This window comes from Streptomyces sp. CY-1, from assembly GCF_047218265.1.
In the GTDB taxonomy this organism is placed as follows: domain Bacteria; phylum Actinomycetota; class Actinomycetes; order Streptomycetales; family Streptomycetaceae; genus Streptomyces; species Streptomyces niphimycinicus.
In genome coordinates, this window is sequence record NZ_CP178393.1 from 9,257,583 (window position 1) to 9,274,472 (window position 16,890).

15 protein-coding genes and 1 pseudogene are annotated in these 16,890 nt (G+C 71.9%); 7 read left to right on the plus strand and 9 right to left on the minus strand.

The annotated features are described in order from the left end of the window. Window positions 1-3: 3 nt before the first annotated feature. The 5 genes from ACK1X7_RS39875 to ACK1X7_RS39895 all read right to left on the minus strand — a co-directional run bounded on the left by ACK1X7_RS39875 (window position 4) and on the right by ACK1X7_RS39895 (window position 5,489). Complete coding sequence (locus ACK1X7_RS39875) at window positions 4-372, minus strand: ArsR/SmtB family transcription factor (RefSeq protein WP_361498298.1); 369 nt, start codon at window positions 370-372, stop codon at window positions 4-6. 181 nt (window positions 373-553) lie between these two features. Then, on the minus strand, window positions 554-2,077 hold the full coding sequence (gene adh, locus ACK1X7_RS39880) for an aldehyde dehydrogenase (RefSeq protein ID WP_385149764.1): 1,524 nt from the start codon (window positions 2,075-2,077) through the stop codon (window positions 554-556). Between the two features lie 141 nt (window positions 2,078-2,218). Further along, window positions 2,219-3,601, minus strand: coding sequence for a GAF domain-containing protein (locus ACK1X7_RS39885; RefSeq protein WP_390793463.1), 1,383 nt, complete (start codon window positions 3,599-3,601; stop codon window positions 2,219-2,221). Between the two features lie 128 nt (window positions 3,602-3,729). Continuing rightward, a complete protein-coding gene (locus tag ACK1X7_RS39890; protein ID WP_262704163.1) occupies window positions 3,730-3,864 on the minus strand; it encodes a hypothetical protein in 135 nt (44 codons plus the stop codon). Window positions 3,865-4,211: 347 nt separating this feature from the next. Further along, window positions 4,212-5,489, minus strand: coding sequence for a glycoside hydrolase family 18 protein (locus ACK1X7_RS39895; protein WP_385149758.1), 1,278 nt, complete (start codon window positions 5,487-5,489; stop codon window positions 4,212-4,214). A 395-nt stretch (window positions 5,490-5,884) separates the two neighbouring features. On the opposite strand from ACK1X7_RS39895, the gene ACK1X7_RS39900 reads away from it, so the two are divergent. Then, window positions 5,885-7,057, plus strand: coding sequence for an acyl-CoA dehydrogenase family protein (locus ACK1X7_RS39900; protein WP_413116409.1), 1,173 nt, complete (start codon window positions 5,885-5,887; stop codon window positions 7,055-7,057). Between the two features lie 127 nt (window positions 7,058-7,184). On the opposite strand, the gene ACK1X7_RS39905 is transcribed toward ACK1X7_RS39900, so the two are convergent. Continuing rightward, on the minus strand, window positions 7,185-7,550 hold the full coding sequence (locus tag ACK1X7_RS39905; protein ID WP_059146579.1) for a hypothetical protein: 366 nt from the start codon (window positions 7,548-7,550) through the stop codon (window positions 7,185-7,187). Between the two features lie 217 nt (window positions 7,551-7,767). Here ACK1X7_RS39905 and ACK1X7_RS39910 point away from each other — a divergent pair, with 217 nt between their 5' ends. The 5 genes from ACK1X7_RS39910 (at window position 7,768) to ACK1X7_RS39930 (ending at window position 13,721) form a co-directional block, all read left to right on the plus strand. Beyond that, window positions 7,768-8,208, plus strand: a complete 441-nt coding sequence (locus ACK1X7_RS39910) for an Lrp/AsnC family transcriptional regulator (RefSeq protein WP_216341691.1) — start codon at window positions 7,768-7,770, stop codon at window positions 8,206-8,208. Window positions 8,209-8,299: 91 nt separating this feature from the next. After that, window positions 8,300-9,943, plus strand: coding sequence for an amidohydrolase (locus ACK1X7_RS39915; RefSeq protein WP_413116410.1), 1,644 nt, complete (start codon window positions 8,300-8,302; stop codon window positions 9,941-9,943). Window positions 9,944-10,520: 577 nt separating this feature from the next. Beyond that, entirely contained in the window at window positions 10,521-12,356 is a 1,836-nt protein-coding gene (gene lnt, locus ACK1X7_RS39920; protein WP_413116411.1) for an apolipoprotein N-acyltransferase, read from the plus strand. A 308-nt stretch (window positions 12,357-12,664) separates the two neighbouring features. Beyond that, window positions 12,665-13,453 carry a polyprenol monophosphomannose synthase gene (locus ACK1X7_RS39925; RefSeq protein WP_216345623.1) on the plus strand — a complete coding sequence of 263 codons (789 nt, stop codon included), beginning with the start codon at window positions 12,665-12,667 and terminating at the stop codon, window positions 13,451-13,453. A 79-nt stretch (window positions 13,454-13,532) separates the two neighbouring features. Continuing rightward, entirely contained in the window at window positions 13,533-13,721 is a 189-nt protein-coding gene (locus tag ACK1X7_RS39930; protein ID WP_059146576.1) for a Rho termination factor N-terminal domain-containing protein, read from the plus strand. Window positions 13,722-13,746: 25 nt separating this feature from the next. Here the strand turns inward: ACK1X7_RS39930 and ACK1X7_RS39935 are convergent. Next, window positions 13,747-14,676 (minus strand): annotated as a pseudogene (locus ACK1X7_RS39935) (proton-conducting transporter membrane subunit); the annotation flags it as partial. Between the two features lie 163 nt (window positions 14,677-14,839). On the opposite strand from ACK1X7_RS39935, the gene fxsA reads away from it, so the two are divergent. Continuing rightward, window positions 14,840-15,445, plus strand: a complete 606-nt coding sequence (fxsA, locus tag ACK1X7_RS39940; RefSeq protein ID WP_385149745.1) for an FxsA family membrane protein — start codon at window positions 14,840-14,842, stop codon at window positions 15,443-15,445. 94 nt (window positions 15,446-15,539) lie between these two features. On the opposite strand, the gene ACK1X7_RS39945 is transcribed toward fxsA, so the two are convergent. Together ACK1X7_RS39945 and ACK1X7_RS39950 are read right to left on the minus strand one after the other, a co-directional pair. Next, entirely contained in the window at window positions 15,540-15,914 is a 375-nt protein-coding gene (locus tag ACK1X7_RS39945) for an RNA polymerase-binding protein RbpA (protein ID WP_014056358.1), read from the minus strand. Window positions 15,915-16,170: 256 nt separating this feature from the next. After that, entirely contained in the window at window positions 16,171-16,851 is a 681-nt protein-coding gene (locus tag ACK1X7_RS39950; RefSeq protein WP_361512273.1) for a YczE/YyaS/YitT family protein, read from the minus strand. Window positions 16,852-16,890 lie beyond the last annotated feature (39 nt).

The window sequence follows — 16,890 nt, forward strand, 5'->3', positions numbered from 1 at the left end:
CGCTCAGGCACCGGTTTCGTGCACCAGACGCACCGGCGCCGCGGCCTCGTTCCGCGCGCGGTCGGCGAGCTGGCCGACCATCAGACGCACCACGGTCACGACGTCGGGGTCATCGACGAAGTACACCTGACGGCGGCCTTCCCGCCGGGAGCGGACGAGCCCCGCCAGCTTGAGCTTGGTCAGATGCTGACTGATCGCGGGCAGTGCCCCGCCCACCCGGTCGGCGAGATGCGTCACATCGCTCTCCCCCTGGGCGAGCGCCCACATGATGTGCAGCCGCGCCGCCGAAGCCAGCAGCCCGAAGGCCGCCGCCGCCTCGGCGAGGACGTCGGCGGAAGGATCTTCAAACTCGCGCACGTCGCCCTTCGCCATCGCCGACCTCCGTAGCCCTGAACCACCCGTTCACAAGGCTCCCCAGTCTAGGCGTGGCGGTACCCACCCGATCCGAGGTCACTGATGCGCCTCCTGGCAGATGCCGGGCTCGGTCGAGAGCGGGTGGAGCGAAAGGCGCCTGACAGGTGAAAACCCAGGTCAGGCGCCCTTTTTCGGGCGTCTAGAAGAAACCCAGCTTCTTCGGCGAGTACGACACCAGCAGGTTCTTCGTCTGCTGATAGTGGTCCAGCATCATCTTGTGGGTCTCGCGGCCGATCCCGGACTGCTTGTAGCCGCCGAAGGCGGCGTGCGCCGGGTAGGCGTGGTAGCAGTTGGTCCACACCCGGCCCGCCTGGATGGCGCGTCCGGCGCGGTACGCGGTTGTGCCGTCCCGGGTCCACACCCCCGCGCCCAGCCCGTAGAGCGTGTCGTTGGCGATGCCGATCGCGTCCTCGAAGTCGGTGAACCGTGCCACCGCGACCACCGGTCCGAAGATCTCCTCCTGGAAGACCCGCATATGGTTGCCGCCCTCGAAGATGGTGGGCCGGACGTAGTAGCCGCCCTCCAGCTCGCCGCCGAGTTCGGCGCGGCTGCCGCCGGTGAGGACGCGGGCGCCCTCCTGCCGGCCGATGTCCAGATACGACAGGATCTTCTCGAGCTGGTCGTTGGACGCCTGGGCGCCGATCATGGTGTCGGTGTCCAGCGGATGCCCCTGCGTCACCTTCTCGGTACGGGCCACGGCAGCGTCCATGAACGCCTGATAGTGGCCGCCTTGGACCAGGGCCCGCGAGGGACAGGTGCACACCTCGCCCTGGTTCAGGGCGAACATGGTGAACCCTTCCAGCGCCTTGTCCAGGAAGTCGTCGTCGGCGGCCGAGACATCGTCGAAGAAGACGTTCGGGCTCTTGCCGCCGAGTTCCAGCGTGACCGGGATCAGGTTCTCGCTCGCGTACTGCATGATCAGCCGGCCGGTGGTGGTCTCCCCGGTGAAGGCGACCTTGGCCACCCGGGAGTTGGACGCCAGCGGCTTTCCGGCCTCCACACCGAAGCCGTTGACGATGTTGACCACACCCGGCGGCAGCAGATCGGCCACCAGGCTCATCCACAGGTGGATCGAGGCGGGCGTCTGCTCGGCGGGCTTCAGCACCACCGCATTGCCCGCGGCCAGCGCCGGGGCCAGCTTCCAAGTGGCCATCAGGATCGGGAAGTTCCACGGGATGATCTGGGCGACCACGCCCAGCGGCTCATGGAAGTGGTACGCGACCGTGTCGTGGTCGAGCTCGGAGAGGCTGCCCTCCTGGGCCCGGATCACCCCCGCGAAATAGCGGAAGTGGTCGATGGCCAGCGGGATATCGGCGGCCAGCGTCTCCCGTACCGGCTTGCCGTTCTCCCAGCTCTCCGCGACCGCGAGCGCCTCCAGATTCTGCTCCATCCGGTCGGCGATCTTCAGCAGCACCGAGGCGCGCTCGGCGGGTGCCGTACGGCCCCAGGCGGCCGCGGCCGCGTGGGCGGCGTCCAGGGCCCGCTCGACGTCCTCGGCGGTGCCCCGGGCGATCTCGGTGAACGGCTGCCCGTTCACGGGGGTCGGGTTCTCGAAATAGCGGCCCCGGGCCGGCGGTACGTACTCGCCGCCGATCCAGTGGTCATAGCGCGGCTGATAGCTGACGACCGAGCCCTCGGAGCCGGGGTTTGCGAAACGCGTCATGGGGCGGCCTCCCGTGGTGTACGCGTGCGTGGTGTACGGGTGATGGGTTCCCGTTGTCGGACACGTCGTTCGTGTGCGTCCGTGTCGTTCATGTGCGTCCCGGCCCCGCCCGCGCCGACACGGGCGGAGCCGACGGGGAGGCTAGCCGCGGCCACGTTGCGGGGACGTTGCGTCCCGGTGGCCGCCCCCTTGCGGTGCGGCGTGGTCTCCGCGTTGCGTGCCGTCTCCGTGTCGGACGCCGCCCCCGTGCTGGGCAACGCCCGCCAGTCCGTACAGCTCCCGCAGCCGCCGTACCCGCGCTGCCGGAACCGCCCGCCCCGGCGCATGGGCCGGAAGCGCGGTCAGCAGCGCCTCCGCGACCTCCAGATCGTCCTCGCCCCAAGGCGTCTGCGCCCAGCGCCGCAGCAGCTCCGGATCGCCGTGGGACAGCACGGTGCGCCGCAGCCCGTCCTCCAGCACCCGGCGCATCCGGCACACCCCCGGCGCCTCCGACAGCGGCAGCAGCGGCCCCGGATACGCCCGCAGCGCCGTATGCGCGTCGCCGGAGGCCAACGCCTCGGCGGCGTCGGCCAGATCGGTGCTCACGGGCGCGCAGAGCCGGTACGGGCGCGAGCCCAGCAGGGGGCCCACCAGGCGGCGCAGCCGCGACAGCTCGGCCCGCAGCGTCACCGGGGAGCGGTCGTCGGCCCGGGGCCCGTACAGCTCCAGCGTCAGCCGGTCGCCGGACAGCCCCTCCGGATGGCCCGCCAGCAGCACCATGATCTCGCTGTGCCGCCGCCCGAGCCGCAGCCGCCGCCCGTCGACGACCAGCAGCGCCTCGTCCCGGCCCAGCGCCGTCAGACTGATCCGCGGCCCGCGCGCCCGCGGCTCCCCGGCGGCGAGCTGGGCCTCGGCGGCGCGCGCGGTCGCCTGGACCAGGGCCAGGCTGTGCGGGGCGGCCAGATGGTCCCCGCCGGTGATGTCCACCGCGCCCAGCAGCCGTCCGGTGTGCGGATCGTGGACGGGCGCGGCGGCGCAGGTCCACGGCTGCACACTGCGGTTGAAGTGCTCGGTGGCGAAGATCTGCACCGCGTGGTCGACGCTGAGCGCGGTCCCGGGCGCGTTGGTGCCCGCATGGCTCTCGTCCCAGCGCGCCCCGGCCACGAAGTTCATCCGCTCGGCCTGGTTCCGTACGCCCGCGTGCCCCTCGACCCACAGCAGCCGGCCCTGTTCGTCGCAGACCGCGAGCAGATGGGCGCCGTCGTGGGCGATGGTGCCCAACAGCTCCCGGAACAGCGGCATCACCCGGGCCAGCGGATGGTCGGCGCGGTAGGTGTCCAGCGCGTCGTCCGCCAGGTCGATCGGCGCGTTGCGCTCCTGGGCGACGCGCGCGTCGGCCGAGCGCCGCCAGGACTCCGCCACCACCGGCCGCACCGCCGGGCTCACCGATCCCTCGGTCAGAAACGCCTCATGGGCGCGGCGCACGGCACGGGTGCGCTCGGCGGGGTCGGTGCCGGACGCCATCGCCAGCCAGGGATTGACCATGGTGCCTCGCTCAGCGGTACGGAGGGCGGAATGTTCGGAGGTCCAGGGTTCCAGGGTTTCGGGGGTTCGGAGCCACGGGGATACGAGGAGACGGTACTAAGGGCCGGACGGAATGGGGGAGTCGGCCGTCAGGTATGAGCGGGCAGGGAGGGGGCGGGCACGACCCCGGGCGGGGAGGCATAGCCGCAGGAGTGGCAGATCTTCCACCCGTCCTGGTTCACGGCGAGTTGGCCACCACAGCTCGGGCACTGCTCGGAGCTCATGATCGTTCCTTTGGTTCATGCGCACGAGGCGGTGCGGGCCACCCGTGCGCTCAGATTTCCTTGTGGGGCGGATGCCCCGCAACAGTCAGAACAAGCCGCGTTCAGGTACGGGCACCGGATGGAGCGTGTTCACAGCGGGTGTGCGGCGTGGCCGGGGATCTCCCCTTGCGCTTCCCGCGCCCCCTCGCACGCCCGCTTGAACGCTTGAATGACCGGTCGGCTGCCGGTCGAGCCCGCAGCGCACGTCCGGCCCGCCGCGCACGACAACGCGGGCGGGGAGCCGGTGAGGGCTCCCCGCCCGCGTCATCAGGGGGTTCGTACGGGGTTCGTACGAGGTCGTACGAGGGTTAGCTGATGGACTTGATCAGCTCACCGTTGGTGGTGTCGCCACTGAGCTCCCAGAAGAAGGTGCCGCCCAGGCCCTGCTGCCGCTTGTAGTTCATCTTGCCGGCGATGGTGGCGGGGGTGTCATAGCTCCACCACTGGTTGCCGCAGTGCGCGTAGGCCGTCCCCGCGACCGTGCCGGTCGCCGGGCAGGAGTTCTTGAGCACCTTGTAGTCCTCGATGCCCGCCTCGTACGTGCCGGGCGCGGCGCCGGTCGCCGTGCCGCCGGGGGCGTCCTGGGTGACACCGCTCCAGCCGCGTCCATAGAAGCCGATGCCCAGCAGCAGCTTCGAGGCCGGGATGCCGGCGCCCTTGAGCTTGCTGATGGCGGCGTCGGTGTTGAAGCCCTGCTGCGGAATGCCGTTGTAGGAGTTGAGCGGCGAATGCGGGGCGGTGGGGCCCTGTGCGGCCCATGCGCCGAAGAAGTCGTACGTCATCGGGTTGTACCAGTCGACGTAACTCGCGGCGCCCGCGTAGTCGGCGGCCTCGATCTTGCCGCCGGAGGAGGCGTCGGCCGTGATCGCCGCGGTCACCAGATTGGACGAACCGAACTTGGCGCGCATCGCGGCCATCAGGTTCTTGAAGGCGTCCTTGCCGCTGGTGTCACAGCTCAGCCCGCAGGCGTTGGGGTACTCCCAGTCGATGTCGATGCCGTCGAAGACATCGGCCCAGCGCGGGTCCTCGACCAGGTCGTAGCAGGACTGCGCGAAGGCCGCGGGGTTCTTGGCGGCCTCGGTGAACCCGGAGGACCAGGTCCAGCCGCCGAAGGACCACAGCACCTTGAGGCCCGGGTGGAGCTTCTTCAGCTTGCGCAACTGGTTGAAGTTGCCGCGCAGGGCACCCGCGTCCCAGGTGTCGGCCTGGCCGTCGACGCTGCTCGCCGCGTCGTACGCCTTGTCGTAGTCGGCGTAGGCGTCGCCGATGGCGCACTTGCCGCCGGTGACATTGCCGAAGGCGTAGTTGATGTGGGTGAGCTTGGCGGCCGAGCCCGAGGTCTCGACGTTCTTGACGTGGTAGTTGCGCTGGTAGATGCCCCATTCGGTGAAGTAGCCGACGACCTTGTCACCGGCGGCCTTCGTGGCGGGGGCCTCCGCGGCCTGGGGCGCCGCCTTGGGTGCGGCCTTGGGTGTGCCGGTGCTTTGGGGTTCACCGGCCGCGGCCGAGCCCGCGAGCAGAGTGGCGGTCAGGACCGCCGTACAGAGCGCCGCGAGCGCGGCCGACAGTCTGCCTGGTCTGAGCATGGAATCTCCTCGGTGGGGGGTGAGGGGAGAGTGAACAGCCCGACGACCTGCCCATAGCTTGACATGAACGCGCAGGGCAGGGTGGGGAAAAGGTAGAAGGACTAGACCAGTGGGGTCAATGGTCTGGGCCAATTTGCTCCGCGCGTGCGCCGTTGGTGGGAATGCGCGTAAGAAGGTGGTGGGCGGTGGTGGGCGTTCGTGTGCGAAGTTGGCCGAAGATCGGGCAACCGGTGGCGGAAGGCCCGGGATCGGGCATACTCCAACCGCCGCGATACAGGTCACCACCCCTCGCGATCCGGGCGGGCGGGCCGGCCGGCGGCAGCAACACCGGTGGCGCCGCCACACCCCGGCGCACGTCGCCGCAGCGCCTGAACAGGGGAGAGGAGAGCGCCGCCATGACCGACCACGGCCCGCAGCCGGTGGAACGCGAGCTGCCCACCGAGGAGGCCCGCGACCTGATTTCGCTCGTCCGCGAGCTGATCGAACGGGAGATCAAGCCCCGGGCCGCCGAGGAGGAGGCCGCCGGGCGCTTCCCCCGCGAGCTGTTCACCCTGCTGTCCGAGTCCGGGCTGCTGGGGCTGGTCCAGCCCGAGGAGTTCGGCGGCGGCGCCCAGCCGTACGAGGTCTATCTACAGGTTCTGGAGGAGCTCGCGGCGGCCCGGCTGACCGTCGGCCTCGGCGTCAGCGTCCACACCCTGGCCTGCCACGCCCTCGCCCGCTACGGCAGCAAGGAGCAGTTGGCCGAGCACCTTCCCGCGATGCTGGGCGGCGGTCTGCTCGGCGCGTACTGCCTCTCCGAGCCCTCCTCCGGCTCCGACGCGGCCGGGCTCACCACCCGGGCCACCCGCGACGGGGACACCTGGACGCTTCAGGGCAGCAAGGCGTGGATCACCCACGGCGGTATCGCCGACTTCTACACCGTGCTCGCCCGCACCGGCCCCGAGCGCACCCGGGGCATCAGCGCCTTCCTCGTCCCGGCCGACACCCCCGGGCTCTCGGCGGCCGCGCCCGAGCACAAGATGGGCATGGCCGGTTCGCCGACCGCCCAGATCCACTTCGACGGGGTGCGGGTCCCCGACACCCGCCGCATCGGCGAGGAGGGCCAGGGGTTCGCGATCGCGCTGTCCGCCCTCGACGCGGGCCGACTGGGCATCGCGGCCTGCGCCGTCGGCGTCGCCCAGGCGGCGCTGGACGAGGCGCTCGCGTACACCGCGCAGCGGCGGCAGTTCGGCCGTCCGATAGCCGACTTCCAGGGGCTGCGCTTCATGCTCGCCGACATGGCCACCCAGATCGAGGCCGGGCGCGCCCTGTATCTGGCGGCGGCACGGCTGCGGGACGCCGGGCGGCCGTTCTCCAAGCAGGCGGCGATGGCCAAGCTGTTCTGCACCGACGCCGCGATGCGGATCACCACCGACGCCGTCCAACTGCTCGGCGGATACGGCTACACGGTGGACTTCCCGGTCGAGCGCTATATGCGCGAGGCGAAGGTCCTCCAGATCGTGGAGGGCACCAACCAGATCCAGCGGGTGGTCATCGCCCGCGCTCTCGCGGGACCTGAGACCGGCTGAGCCGGGTGTCCTTGGACCGGCTGAACCGGGTGAACCGGGTGTTTCGGGACAGGTCGAGCCAGGAGTTCCGGGACCGGCCGAGCCGGGTGTTTCGGTAGGGGGCGCGGCATGCGCCCCCGCCGTTCGCCTACCGCCGCGTCACCGGGAAGCGGACCGGCTGCGAGCCGGGGCCGCCGAGGTGCGAGAACGGCTGCGTCCGCCAGTCCAGGCCCGCCGGAAGCGTCAGCAGCAGCGCGGCGTCCCGCTCCCGCGCCTCCAGCGACGCGTCGGCGGGGGCGGCGTCGGCCGCCCGGCGGCCGGTGCCGGCACAGACCGTGAGCCCGAACGGGTCCCACGGGGAGGAGCAGAGCGCGTGCTCGGGAAGTACGTCCTCGTCGGCGAGGAGCGCGATGGGGCGCGCGCAGTCCGGGCAGATCACCCGGAACATCTCATAGGTGTCGTTGTGCTCGTCGGTATCGATGTCGCCTGCGTCGAGGCGCTCGAGATGAGGCATGTGTTTCCCCCTCGGGTGGGCTGGCCGGGCGCGTCGGCCTCGACCACAGCAAGCATTTCCCTCGCGGCCGCATAGGTAATCGCGGCAACTCATAGGACAGCCACGAGGAGATGTGGTGTTCGTCACATGCCCGGTGCAGGTGTGGCGTACGGGCGTCTGTGTCCGGTGTGCCCACCCGTTGTGCCGGAGCCCTCCCGACCACATAAGGTGATCGGCTGTGGAGGAGTTGGACAGACAGATCGTGGAGCTGCTCGTCAAGGACGGCCGGATGAGCTACACGGACCTGGGCAAGGCCACCGGCCTGTCCACATCGGCCGTGCACCAGCGGGTTCGCCGCCTCGAACAGCGGGGCGTGATCCGCGGCTATGCCGCCGTCGTGGACCCCGAGGCCGTCGGGCTGCCCCTCACCGCGTTCATCTCGGTCAAACCCTTCGACCCCAGCGCGCCCGACGACATCTCCGAGCGGCTCGCCGAGGTGCCCGAGATCGAGGCGTGCCACAGCGTCGCGGGCGATGAGAACTACATCCTCAAGGTGCGCGTCGCCACCCCGCTGGAGCTGGAGCACCTGCTCAGCCGGATCCGCTCGCTGGCCGGGGTCTCCACCCGCACCACCGTGGTTCTCTCCACGCCCTACGAGTCGCGCCCGCCGCGCGTCTGAAACGCCCGGCCCTTCCTGCCGGGCCCCTTCCTGATCCCCCTCGTCCGATCCCCCCGATCCCCCTCATCCGATACCCCCGAGGCAGCCCGCCGTGAACGACCCGACCCCCGCCCAGGCCCCCGAAGGCCGTACCGTCCTGCTGCGCGGAGGCGAGGTCCACAGCCCCGCCGATCCGTTCGCGACCGCGATGGTCGTCGAGCGCGGCACCATCGCCTGGGTCGGCTCCGAAGGGGCCGCGGACAGCTTCGCGGACGGCGTGGACGAGATCATCCGGCTGGACGGGGCGCTGGTCACCCCCGCGTTCACCGATGCGCATGTGCACACCACCGGGACCGGGCTCGCCCTCACCGGACTCGATCTCACCGGCGCCCGTACGCTCGCCGACGCGCTGGAGCGGGTGCGCGCCTTCGCCGCCGCCCGCCCCGCCGACCGGGTGCTGCTCGGCCACGGCTGGGACGCCGCCCGCTGGCCCGAGGGACGGCCGCCGTCGCGGGCCGAACTCGACGAGGCGACCGGCGGCCGCCCCCTGTACCTCACCCGTATCGATGTGCACTCCGCCGTCGTCACGACCGCCCTCCTCGACCGGGTCCCCGGCGTGTCGGACCTGGCCGGTCACCGGACTGACGCCCCCCTGACCGGCGCCGCCCACCACGCCGTCCGGGCCGCCGCCCACGCGGCCGTCACCGAGCGGCAGCGCACCGACGCCCAGCGGGCCGCCCTCGCCCGCGCCGCCGCGCTCGGCATCGGCTCCCTCCACGAATGCGCCGGGCCCGACATCTCCTCCGAGGACGACCTCACCGGGCTGCTGAAGCTCGCCGCCGGGGAGCCGGGACCGCGGGTGTACGGCTACTGGGCCGAGGCCGCGAGCAGCGCCGCCGACCTGGACAAGGTGCGCGAACTCGGCGCCATCGGCGCGGCGGGCGACCTCTTCGCAGACGGGGCGCTCGGCTCGCACACGGCGTGTCTCCACCAGCCGTACGCCGACACGCCGCACAGCGGCACCGCCTATCTGGACGCGGCGGCCATCGCGGCCCATGTCATCGCCTGCACCGAGGCCGGGATCCAGACCGGATTCCACGCCATCGGGGACGCCGCCGTCACGGCCGTCGTCGAGGGCGTACGGGCCGCCGCCGACAAGGCCGGGCTCGCCCGCGTCCGCGCCGCCCGCCACCGCGTCGAACACGCCGAGATGCTCACCCCGGAGACCATCGCGGCCTTCGCCGACCTCGGCCTCACCGCCTCCGTCCAGCCCGCCTTCGACGCCCTGTGGGGCGGCGAGGACGGCATGTACGCCCAGCGGCTCGGCCCCGAGCGGGCCCGCACCCTCAACCCGTACGCGGCGCTGCTGCGCGCCGGTGTGCCCCTGGCGCTCGGCTCCGACAGCCCCGTCACCCCGCTCGACCCCTGGGGCACCGTGCGCGCCGCCGCCTTCCACCGCACCCCCGAGCACCGGATCTCCGTCCGCGCCGCCTTCACCGCCCACACCCGCGGCGGCTGGCGGGCCATCGGGCGGGACGACGCGGGCGTCCTGGTGCCCGGCGCGCCCGCCGACTACGCGATCTGGCGGACCGGTGAACTCATCGTGCAGGTGCCCGACACGCGGGTCGCCGGATGGTCGACCGACCCCCGCTCCGGCACCCCCGGCCTGCCCGACCTCACCCCCGGCGGCCAACTGCCCGTCTGCGTGCGCACGGTGGTGGGCGGACGCACCGTCCACCTCCGGCCGGACGAGTGACGCGCGGGCGCCCCGTACCGCCGAACGATGAGCCCACGGCCTGTCGTGGCATCTGAACATCGTCCGTACTGACCTGGTCATTTGAGGAAACGGCGCAGGTCATGTGGCTGTTGACAGGGTGCGGTCGGTGGCCGGTAGGTTCGGCCTCGTCCACCACTGGACGCCCGACCGGGGAATCTTCACGCAGTCGTCGAACGCCGCTGGGCCAGAGGGAGACGCGCCGCCGTGGTGCGCCGCCACTGGGAGCCAGGTCCAGCGCACGGGGGCGAGGGAGGGATCGCCGGGTCGGCAGGTGCGACCCGGGAGGGGCCCGGACGCTCAGTAGACAACGGCTCTCGGTCGATCCGCAGCCAGCGGGTCCCAGGTCGGCCCGAAGGGCGTCGGGCCCCCACTCCGCACGCGCACACCGGCGGACCGCCCCCCGACGCGGGGGCGGGGCCGCCGCTGGGCGAGGAACCCCCGCCATGGCCGAAGCGTTTCCATGGCCCGAGGTCACAATCCGCACCTCGGGACAACTTCTGGGCGCCCGCGTTATACGGTCACTTCACCACAGCACGACCTGTAGGAAGGCCGCACCGTGCCATCGGGTTCCGACACCACCGCCGAAACCGCCCCCACCGGGCCGGACGCAGACCGTCCGGGTCCGCGGTCCGGCCCCGCCGTCACGCCGCCCTCCGGCGGCGCCGTCGAGGGCGGTGACACCGCCGAGGGCGGGGAGGCCGGGACCGCAGCGCCCGCGACCGGGTCCGAGCCGTCCGCGCCCGAGCCGACCGCGTCCCAGCCGACCGCGCCCGAGCCGACCGCGCCCGAGCCGTCCACCGGAGAGCGGCGGCCCGGCCGGCTGCGCCGTCTGGGCCTGCTCGCCCGCCGCGAGGCGCGGCGCAGCGCGCTCGCGGCGGCCGGCGGGCTCGCGCTCGGCCTCGCCTTCCCGCCGTTCGGGGTGTGGCCGCTGTCCCTGGTGGCCGTCGCGGCCCTGGCCCTGCTCACCCACGGCCGGACCGCCCGCCAGGGCGCCTGGACGGGCTTCGCCTTCGGGGTGCCGTTCTTCCTGCTGCTGCTGAAGTGGCTCAACGTGGTGGGCTGGGACGCGGTGATCGGCCTGTCGATCATCCAGGCGGCCTTCCTGGCGCTGATGGGGGCCGGCCTGGCCCTGGTCTCCCGGCTGCCGGTGCCGGCCCTGTGGCCGCTGTGGACGGCCTGTCTGTGGATCGCCGAGGAGTGGGCCCGCGACCGGGTGCCCTTCGGGGGCTTTCCCTGGGGCCGGCTGGCCTTCGCCAACACCGGCTCGCCCTACACCCCGCTCGCCGCGCTCGGCGGCGCCCCGCTGGTCACCTTCGGCGTCGCGGTGACGGGCGGAGCGCTCGCCTCCGCCGCCCTCCTCCTGTGGCGGCTGCACCGCGCCGGCGGCCTCTCACCGCGCGGCGCTCTGCCCGCCGCCGGGGCCGTGGCCGTCGCCGCCGTCGTGACGGTGGCCGGATTCGCGGTGCCCATCCCCACCGCCGCCGCCGACTCGGTCGACATCGCGGTCGTCCAGGGCAATGTGCAGCAGCCCGGTATGGACTTCCTGGGCCGCCCCATGATGATCCTCGACAACCATGTGAAGGCGACCCTGAACCTGGCGAAGGACGTCAAGGCCGGCCGGATCGCCAAGCCCGATCTCGTCATCTGGCCGGAAAACGCCTCCGACCTCGACCCCTTCCAGTATCGGGAGGCATACGCCCGGATCGACGAGGCCGTGAAGGCGATCGGCGTTCCGGTGCTGGTCGGCGCCCTGGTCGACCATCCGACCAAACAGGGCTATGTGGAGAACCAGGGCATCGTCTGGGACCCGAAGAGCGGCCCCGGCGCCTCGTACACCAAGCAGCACCCGGTGCCCTTCGGTGAGTACGTCCCGTTCCGCCAGGAGCTGAGCAAGATCATCACCCGGCTCCAGCGGGTGCCCCGCGACTTCTACCCCGGCGACCACACCGGTGTGCTCAACGTCGGCCCCGCCCGGCTCGGCGATGTGATCTGCTTCGAGGTCGCCTACGACGAGATCGTCCGCGACACGGTCAACGCGGGCGCCCGGGCGATCGTCGTCCAGACCAACAACGCCACTTACGGGCGCAGCGGCCAGCCCGAGCAGCAACTGGTCATGTCCAAGCTGAGGGCGATCGAACACGGTCGGCCGGTGATCACCGCGGCCACGAGCGGGATCAGCGCCGTGGTCTCCCCGGATGGCACGATCGAGCAGCGGACGAAAGAATTCACGCAAGATGTGCTCACCGCGCGCATCCCGCTGCGTGACGGCAAGACCCTGGCCGACCGCGTCGGTGCGATCCCCGAGTGGGTGCTCGCTATGGTGGGCGTTCTGTCCTGCGCGGCCGCGATCACGATCGGCCGTCGGGGACGTACGGACGAGAAGGGGCAGTAGCCGTGAGCGACGCACGCGAGGCCGAGGAGCCGCGCCGGAGCAACGACCGTGATGATTCGTCTCACGGGCGGAGAAGCGAACAATCCGACGCCGTGAGCGACGCGCGCGAGGCCGGTGAGCCGAGCGAGAAGGCCGCGGAGCCGCTGGCCGGAGCCGGTGAGCCGAGCGAGAAGGCCGAGGCGTCCAGCGCGAAGGCCGAGGAGCCGGGCGCCGGAGCCGTAGAGCCCAGCACGAAGGCCGACGCGCCCAGCACGAAGGCCGACGAGCCGCGTGCGGAAGCCGACGAGTCGCTCACCGACGGCGCGGACGTGGAGCCGCGCCGCGAGCGTCAGGACGACGGTGGCCGGCGGAAGTACGGTCCGCTCGGTACGACCTTGGTGATCATCCCGACCTATAACGAGGCGGAGAACATCAAGTCGATCGTGGAGCGGGTCCGGGAGTCGGTTCCGGACGCGCACATCCTCGTCGCGGACGACAACAGCCCGGACGGCACCGGCAAGGTCGCCGATGAGCTGGCCGCCGAGGACGACCGCGTCAAGGTGCTCCACCGTAAGGGCAAGGAGGGCCTCGGCGCCGCCTATCTGGCCGGGTTCCGCTGGGGCATCGAGCACGGCTACGGCGTGCTGGTGGAGATGGACGCCGACGGCTCCCATCAGCCCGAGGAGCTGCCCCGGCTGCTCACCGCGCTCAAGGGCGCGGATCTGGTGATCGGTTCCCGCTGGGTGCCCGGCGGCCGCATCGTCAACTGGCCCAAGTCCCGCGAGTTCATCTCCCGGGGCGGCAGCACGTACTCCCGCCTGCTCCTCGATGTGCCGATCCGCGATATGACGGCCGGCTATCGCGCGTTCCGCAAGGAGACGCTCGAGGGCATCGGCATGGACGAGGTCGCCTCCCAGGGCTACTGCTTCCAGATCGACTTGGCCTGGCGGGCCATCAAGGCGGGCTTCCATGTCATCGAGGTTCCGGTGACCTTCATCGAACGCGAGCGTGGCGAGAGCAAGATGAGCCGCGACATCGTCACCGAGGCGGCCTGGCGGGTCATGTCCTGGGGCGTGGGCTCGCGGGTCAACAAGATGCTGGGCCGCAAGGAGCCGTAAGCCCGGCCTCGCGCTCGGAGTAGTCCCGCAGGCGTCCTTCCGTCCCGTACCGGACACTTGAGGCGGAAGGAGGCGGAACATGGCTAAAGCGACCACGAAGAGCGGGAAGTCGACAGCGCGCGGCATGGCGGCCCGAGGGAGCGCCAAGTCGGGCAGCATGGAGATGCGGACCAAGGAGGATCTGTACCGCGAGGCCCAGAAGGCGGGCATCGAGGGCAGGTCCCAGATGTCCAAGAGTCAGTTGATCTCGGCACTGCGCCACCGCTGACCACGGGACCGGGCGCGGCTCGGTCTCAGCGGACCCCCGGGACGGTCAGCACCGTGAGCAGCGCCGTCCCGGCGACCAGCCAGGCGACGTAGTCGCCGATATGCCCGGACTGTAGCCGCCGTACGGGCGCGAGCAGAGCGGCCGTCCCGGTGCGGACCGGCCGCCGTACCGCCAGTGTGGCCAGGGTGATGGCGAGGGCAGTGGAGAGCAGCCCGAGCAGGATCCCGGTCGCCTGCCAGTGCGGCGGCACGGACGCCGGGACGGCCGCGGCGCGTCCGTCCAGCACCGACCGCCGGTAGCCGCCGGTGTCGGTGAACAGCGACCCGGCCCGGCCCACCGCGGAGGCGACGGCCGGGATCGCCCCGACGGCCAGCGACCCGGCCAGCAGCGCGGCGGGCACCGCCAGCAGCGGCACCGGGATGCGTGCGAGGCGGCGGCCGGTCTCGGGCTCCTCCTCGCCGGTGGTCTCCGGGCCGCTCGCGTGATGCCCGTCCCGGGGCCGCCGCCCCACTCCGGCGAAGATCCGCAGCCCGGCGCGCAGCACCGCGCCCCCGGTCACCGCCGACACCAGGACGTAGAGCGCGGGCAGCCAGGCGGCGGTGTGCCCCGCGGCCTCCTCGGCGACGACCTTGCCGAGCCCGGAGCCGAATGGCGGCAGCCCGCACAGCGCCAGCCCGCCCACCGCGAACAGGGCGCCGACCTCCGGCAGATCCCGGGCCCGGCCGAACAACTCGTGCTCGTCCACCGACGCGTACCGGTCCAGCAGCACCCCGGCGCAGGCGAAGAGGGCCGCCTTCACCCCCGCGTGGCCGAGGACATACAGCGCCGTGCCCGAGATCCCCTCGGGGGTCAGCACGGCGACGCCGATCAGGAACAGCCCGGTGTGGGACACGGTCGAGAACGCCAGCAGCCGTTTGAGATGGCGCTGCTGCCAGCACATCACCGCGCCCAGCAGACGCCTCCTCGGCCCTCTCTTCGGACTCCGCTCCGAACCTCTCTTCGGACTGCTGGAGCCTCTGGGGCACCTCGCACGTTGGAACCCATGAGATCCCCTCGATCCCCTTGGCCACGCGGCCCCGGGCTCCGTTTCGCGCACGGGTCCGGGCACACTTGGAGGCATGATGACCGGCGCATCCCAGCAGAGCGACCCGACCCGCCCGAAGCGCTCACGCGCCCGCACCTTCGTGCCGCTGGGGATCGCCGCCTGGCTGGTTCTGGAGATCTGGCTGCTGACCCTGGTGGCGGACCTGGCCGGTGGGCTGACCGTCTTCCTGCTGCTGGTGGCGGGCGTGGTGGTGGGCGGGGCCGTGGTCAAGCGCGGTGGCCGCCGGGCGTGGCAGAGCCTGGCCGGGGCGATGCGGCCGGGCGGCGCCGAGGAGCCCTCGGTGCGGCCCGGAAGCTCCTTCACCATGCTCGGCGGGCTGCTGCTCATGGTGCCGGGGCTGATATCGGACGTGGCCGCGCTGGTGTGCCTGTTCCCGCCGACCCGGGCGCTGCTGCGGCGCCGTGCGGAGAGCGCGCTGTCGCGCCGGATGGGCTTCGTCCCCGGATCGCCGTCCGACCCCTTCGTTCAGGCCCGTGAGGAGTGGGAGCGCCGGGGCGGGCAGGCGCGTGCGGAGCGGGGCACGGTCATCCAGGGCGAGGTGATCAAGGACGGGGACGACCGGGACCGGAACGGCGATGCGGAGCCGGGCCCCGGACTGCGGCCCCGCGACCGGGGCTGAGCCACCGGGGTCACGCCAATGCGAACAAGGGCCGGGGCCACTGCACAGCAGTGGCCCCGGCCCTTGTCATCTATCTCAGTGCTGCCGCTCGGATTCAGGCAGACTTACGGGTGTCACGCGGATGCACGGCGATGTTCATCGCACCGGAGCGCAGGACCGCCAGCCGCTCGGCCAGCACCTCCTCGAGCTCCTCGCGGGTACGCCGCTCCATGAGCATGTCCCAGTGCGTGCGCGCAGGCTTGCCCTTCTTCTCCTCAGGTCCGTCGCCGTCCACCAGGAGTGCCATGGCGCCGCACGCCTTGCACTCCCACTCCGGCGGGATCTCCGCCTCTACCGAGAACGGCATCTCGAATCGATGGCCGTTCTGGCATGCGTACTCCACCGCCTGGCGCGGGGCCAGATCGATGCCGCGGTCGGTCTCGTAGCTGGTCACCACGAGTCGCGTGCCGCGGAGAGCTCGCTCACTCATGAATCGTGCCTCCCGGGCTTGTCGCCCACAGGACAGGTGTCGCTGTCGTCGTCATCCGGTCAACGTCCGGTCGGCGGTGAAGATTCCCGTATTGGGACATGCGTCGCCCGTCGTGCCGCCCCGTTGTTCTACCCACAGGCGCCCGGTTTGTCACATCTGGCAGCAGATGTCACCCAGCGTTTCTGGTACTTTAGCGCGCAGTAACGGTCCGCCTGGTAGGCCAAGGGCGTACACTACCGCCCCGATCGCGTCAGCCCTAAATCAGGTCCCGGACCTGGGGCTCGGCGCCGCCGCGCGCCACGATCCCGGGGCCCGGCGCCCCGGCGGGCGCGGGGGCCGAGGTCCCGGCGGGCGCCGGAATCGCGAAGACGCGCAGGAAGAACTGCGACAGCGGCCCGATGGTCAGCGCGAACAGCACCGTACCCAGCCCCACCGACCCGCCCAGGGCGAAGCCGGTGGCCAGCACCGCCAGCTCGATCCCGGTCCGCACCAGCCGGAGCGACCACCCGGTGCGCCGGTGCAGCCCCGTCATCAGCCCGTCCCGCGGGCCCGCCCCGAACCGCGCCGAGATGTAGAGACCGGTGGCCACGCCGCACAGCACGATCGCGAAGAGCAGCATCGGGATCCGCACCGCCAGCGACTCCTGCTCCGGTATCAGCCACATGGTGGCGTCCATGACCGGCCCGAGCACCATCACGTTCGACACTGTGCCCAGGCCCGGTCGCTCGCGCAGCGGGATCCACAGCAGCAGCGCGACGAGGCCGACGATGACCGTCACCGTGCCGATCGACAGCGGGGTGTGCTCGGCGATGCCCTGGTGGAAGGCGTCCCAGGGGTCGAGTCCGACGGCGGCGCGCAACTGGAGCCCCATGGACGCGCCATACAGGACGAGTCCCACGTAGAGCTGGACAAGGCGGCGTGGAAGGTGATCGGACAATGCGAGCTCCTGGTGTGAGTGGCCTGCGGCATGTCACTC

Coding starts and splice junctions, on each gene's coding strand:
- ACK1X7_RS39875 (WP_361498298.1), bottom strand. CDS start 372: ATGGCGAAGGGCGACGTGCGCGAGTTTGAAGATCCTTCCGCCGACGTC.
- adh (WP_385149764.1), bottom strand. CDS start 2,077: ATGACGCGTTTCGCAAACCCCGGCTCCGAGGGCTCGGTCGTCAGCTAT.
- ACK1X7_RS39885 (WP_390793463.1), bottom strand. CDS start 3,601: ATGGTCAATCCCTGGCTGGCGATGGCGTCCGGCACCGACCCCGCCGAG.
- ACK1X7_RS39890 (WP_262704163.1), bottom strand. CDS start 3,864: ATGAGCTCCGAGCAGTGCCCGAGCTGTGGTGGCCAACTCGCCGTGAAC.
- ACK1X7_RS39895 (WP_385149758.1), bottom strand. CDS start 5,489: ATGCTCAGACCAGGCAGACTGTCGGCCGCGCTCGCGGCGCTCTGTACG.
- ACK1X7_RS39900 (WP_413116409.1), top strand. CDS start 5,885: ATGACCGACCACGGCCCGCAGCCGGTGGAACGCGAGCTGCCCACCGAG.
- ACK1X7_RS39905 (WP_059146579.1), bottom strand. CDS start 7,550: ATGCCTCATCTCGAGCGCCTCGACGCAGGCGACATCGATACCGACGAG.
- ACK1X7_RS39930 (WP_059146576.1), top strand. CDS start 13,533: ATGGCTAAAGCGACCACGAAGAGCGGGAAGTCGACAGCGCGCGGCATG.
- fxsA (WP_385149745.1), top strand. CDS start 14,840: ATGATGACCGGCGCATCCCAGCAGAGCGACCCGACCCGCCCGAAGCGC.
- ACK1X7_RS39945 (WP_014056358.1), bottom strand. CDS start 15,914: ATGAGTGAGCGAGCTCTCCGCGGCACGCGACTCGTGGTGACCAGCTAC.